Below are 3,811 nucleotides of genomic sequence, written 5' to 3'. Positions count from 1 at the left end.
AGGCTCCCCTCAAGCCAGAAACCCCCGCCCGACCAGGCGGGGGTTTTTGCATTTCGGCGGCGGAAATGCGCGCGGAGTACTCGGCATGGATGCTTGTCGTGCCGCATGCGCTGGTGCTTGTTATGCCGTCGAATGCCGAGAGAGCGGAATGCAACTTTTCGTCTGTTGTGGCGGTTGTTGAAGTTACTTGCAACGCCGCTGCGGACCATCTGCATCAAGGCTCGCGCCGAAGTGCCTCACGCCGAGCCATCACCAGACAACAGAGCGGCGCAAAGGGGCCAGCGCTGAGCGTTCCAGCTCCTCGTCCTCTTCTTGGGCAGCTGCACCATAGGGCTGCTCTCGCCAGTTCAGCGCGCTGTAGTCGGGCGTGATGATGACCCTTCGGGAGTCAAAGTTGAACCGAAGATAGACGCGATCACCCGGCTTGAATCCGAACATCTCGAAATGCGCGTCGATGGCGCGCATCCATGGCATGTACGGTTGGCCTTCCTGGGGAAGGTCAGGCTTGTTGTCGAGCGTCAGCTCAACCTCGGGATACCGGGATACTGTTTGAGCTTCTTGGGACGTGACTTACTATTGGCGTTAGCCATCCTCCGACTCCGGTAACGAGTTGGTTGTGGTCAGCGGGTCGTATGGGTGGCAGCCCATGCGGCCCGCGCTTTTTTGCGGTGATGCAGTTCGAGTTTAAGCGAAGAAAGGCGCTTGATGAGACCAATACGTGCAAACTAGCCGGACGGTAGAGGATGCATCAGTCATCTCGAATTTTGTGCTGCCGAGCAGTGAGGAAGGAGGTTGTGGTTGGCGAAATCGTCGACGAGTGACGCTGAGGATTGCGTGTCGTCGTTGAAGCGGATGTTCGATCAATTTGTGTGCGAGCGTCGGAATCAACGCATTACACGAGCGCCGCTGAAAGAGCACAGGGCAGCAGCGGTACGACTCTTCGATACGAGTCTGGATACTTTGCGCAGGACCTCCGAGAGTACGCCAACGAGAGTTCAGTCGAAGTCTCAACGCAGTTCGTTCGGCTGCGAATTCAATTGGTGTCATCGTTCCATGCGGACCTGTGCAACCAGTAGCGGCACGCTACCGTGAGCCTGATTGCTCGTTCCACGCGGAAGGACCAAGCGCGTAGAAAACCCTAGATCTTGGGAGATGCATAGGTCATAATGTCCGCAAAGTTTCCCAGCGAACATGAGCATGACATACGCCCAACCTCTCGAACTGCTTAAGCAGGCACGCACCAGATACACGCAACGCGAAATTGCCGAGTATATTGGCAAGGACGCCAAGACCGTAAGACGTTGGGAAAAGGGCGAGACACCGTGCCCCGCCATGCTGGAACACGCGCTGCGCGACATGCTGCAACAGCCAATTCAGGGAACAACTGGGAGCGAGGATAACAGTTTTCGATTCATCGATCTGTTTGCAGGTATTGGCGGCATTCGTCTTGGCTTTGAGTCTCACGGCGGCGAATGTGTTTTTACAAGTGAATGGAACGATTTCTCGAAGAAAACATATATCGAGAATTTTGGCGAAAATCATCCCTTTATCGGCGACATCGTCCCATTCTCTGCTGAAGACGTACCTGCTCACGATGTGCTGCTTGGCGGATTTCCGTGTCAGCCATTTAGTATCGCTGGAGTGAGCAAAAAAAATTCACTTGGGCGGCCGCATGGATTTGAATGCACGACGCAAGGAACCCTTTTCTTTGATGTGGCTCGAATTATTGCCGCAAAGCGGCCAAAGGCGTTTTTGCTGGAAAATGTAAAAAATCTGTTGTCTCATGATAAAGGAAATACGTTCGACGTTATCCTTCAGACGCTGCGGGATGAGCTTAAATACGATGTGCATTATCGTATTATTGACGGTCAACATTTCACTCCTCAGCATCGAGAGCGAATTATTATTGTTGGTTTCCGTGAGAAAACTGATTTTTCATGGGATGACTTGAAGCTGCCTACTGAGGGGCCGCGACTGAGCTCTATTTTGCATAAGACTGATGGTAGCGAACCTGTCTTGCCATGGGACGGTGATCGCTTTTTCGATCACGAAAGGCAGGCCGTGCAGTCCAAATATACACTGACACCTAAGCTTTGGGAGTATCTGCAGGCCTATGCGGAAAAGCATCGTGCTGCAGGCAATGGTTTTGGTTTCGGCCTTGCGTATCCAGACAGCGTTACGCGTACGCTGTCGGCCCGCTATCACAAAGACGGTTCGGAAATACTTGTTTGGCAAGGGAAAAATAAACGTCCACGTCGTCTAACCCCGCGAGAATGCGCACGCTTAATGGGATTCCCTGATGCATTTAGAATTCCTGTAAGCGATACGCAGGCGTATCGCCAGTACGGAAATAGTGTAGTTATGCCAGTCATGCGGGAAGTTGCCAGAATCATGGTTCCACATATTCGATCGATAATCGAACGAGATCGTACTGGCATCACGCAGCCTTCTCTTTTTAGTTGATTGCATGGTGGACACGGTCGATGCTGCAACCCGTAGCCGGATGATGTCCGGTATACGGGGCTGTAATACTAAGCCAGAAATTCTGGTACGCAGTCTTTTACACCGGAAGGGGTATCGATTTCGGCTGCATGTAAGTGAATTACCAGGAAAGCCAGATATTGTCCTTCCGCGCTATCATGCAGTCATTCTTGTGCACGGGTGTTTCTGGCATGGCCATGATTGCGCATTGTTTAAGTGGCCGCGAACTCGCACCGAGTTTTGGTCCCAGAAAATCCAGAAAAATAAGCAAAATGATGAGAAAGTGCAGGGGATGCTTCTCACGATGGGTTGGCGTGTTGCAGTAGTTTGGGAGTGCGCGCTCAAAGGGCGGGGAAAGCTAGAATTCGACACGATCGTCAACCGATTGGTAATTTGGTTGCAACACGAAGAACAACGGCTGGAAGTGCGAGGACAAGGAATAAGTCCATAGATCACGCTTCCATGGGTATATGCGGGGAAAATACAGACATGGAACTTATCAATTCGGTTCGCTTAACCGGAGTGCCTAAGACGGACGAACACTTTGGCAGCCTTCTGTTTTCTGATAAGCACACGACAATTGAGGGAAATGCTGCGGAGGCGTTTACTGAGAAGCGGCTAGTGCGTCCTGCCTTCGGAAGCGCGTTGTCATCAGTGGGATGGTGGTTTCATCGATCCAAGGATGACGGATATGGTGTTTCGGCGGTTTCTTGTATCGATCCTGTGAGCTTGCGGACGGAAGAGCCGATTGAGCATGCCCTTGCTAAACGGATGCAGAAGGTCATCCCTGATTTTCATTGGATATTCTTTGATGGTGAGGGCTATGTTTCTCGCCATGTTGGAGGAGACTCGATTTCGCGCGTGCGGAATCGTCTTAAATGCAGGTTGATGGAAAATGCGGCAGGACCACAAGAGCGTGATCCACAGCGCCTGCAAATGGCTATCAAATACCTGCGCGATGAGGATGTTCTTCGTGCTTTTTCAATTCAGCGGCTATACGCAAACTTCTTTTCGCCTTTTAAATGGATTTGGGACATTGATGGTTTGCTGTGGTATAAAAACACTCTCGTCGCATTTGATTATAAATTCAAGTATCCGGCGAGGAATGGTGAGATTGGTGTGAACGGTGGGATGGCTGATGTTTATCAATTTCTCGATAAACGCAATGTTTTGGTTGTTTATCTTCTCTTGAAGAAAGTCAATGATAAAAATTTATCACCAGTTGTATTTCTGGATGGCGGCGATCAAAGGTGGTTTGCGTGTGATGCGTCAGGTTTTCACGCAGATAATAATCATTTGAATAATATCGAGGGAACCGGGTATCGAGGGG

Annotated in this window: 5 protein-coding genes; 3 read left to right on the top strand and 2 right to left on the bottom strand. The window is 50.8% G+C overall.

The window, feature by feature from the left end:
* The coding region (locus H3O04_RS36450) for a hypothetical protein (protein ID WP_237666537.1) at window positions 1-218 on the bottom strand (218 nt) is incomplete at its 3' end.
* 31 nt (window positions 219-249) lie between these two features.
* Window positions 250-474, bottom strand: coding sequence for a hypothetical protein (locus tag H3O04_RS34400; protein ID WP_202589417.1), 225 nt, complete (start codon window positions 472-474; stop codon window positions 250-252).
* 723 nt (window positions 475-1,197) lie between these two features.
* Between H3O04_RS34400 and dcm the strand changes: the two genes are divergently transcribed.
* The 3 genes from dcm to H3O04_RS34385 form a co-directional block, all read left to right on the top strand.
* Window positions 1,198-2,463: a DNA (cytosine-5-)-methyltransferase gene (dcm, locus tag H3O04_RS34395; protein WP_202589416.1), complete on the top strand. Its 1,266-nt coding sequence runs from the start codon at window positions 1,198-1,200 to the stop codon at window positions 2,461-2,463.
* Between the two features lie 4 nt (window positions 2,464-2,467).
* The gene (locus tag H3O04_RS34390) at window positions 2,468-2,932 is read left to right on the top strand and encodes a very short patch repair endonuclease (RefSeq protein ID WP_202589415.1); all 465 of its coding nucleotides are present in this window, start codon (window positions 2,468-2,470) and stop codon (window positions 2,930-2,932) included.
* A gap of 38 nt (window positions 2,933-2,970) precedes the next feature.
* The coding region (locus H3O04_RS34385) for a hypothetical protein (protein WP_202589414.1) at window positions 2,971-3,811 on the top strand (841 nt) is incomplete at its 3' end.

Origin of the sequence: Burkholderia sp. KCJ3K979, from assembly GCF_016759955.1 — a bacterium.
Taxonomy (GTDB): domain Bacteria; phylum Pseudomonadota; class Gammaproteobacteria; order Burkholderiales; family Burkholderiaceae; genus Burkholderia; species Burkholderia orbicola.
This window is presented reverse-complemented; position numbering and strand designations above follow the sequence as displayed.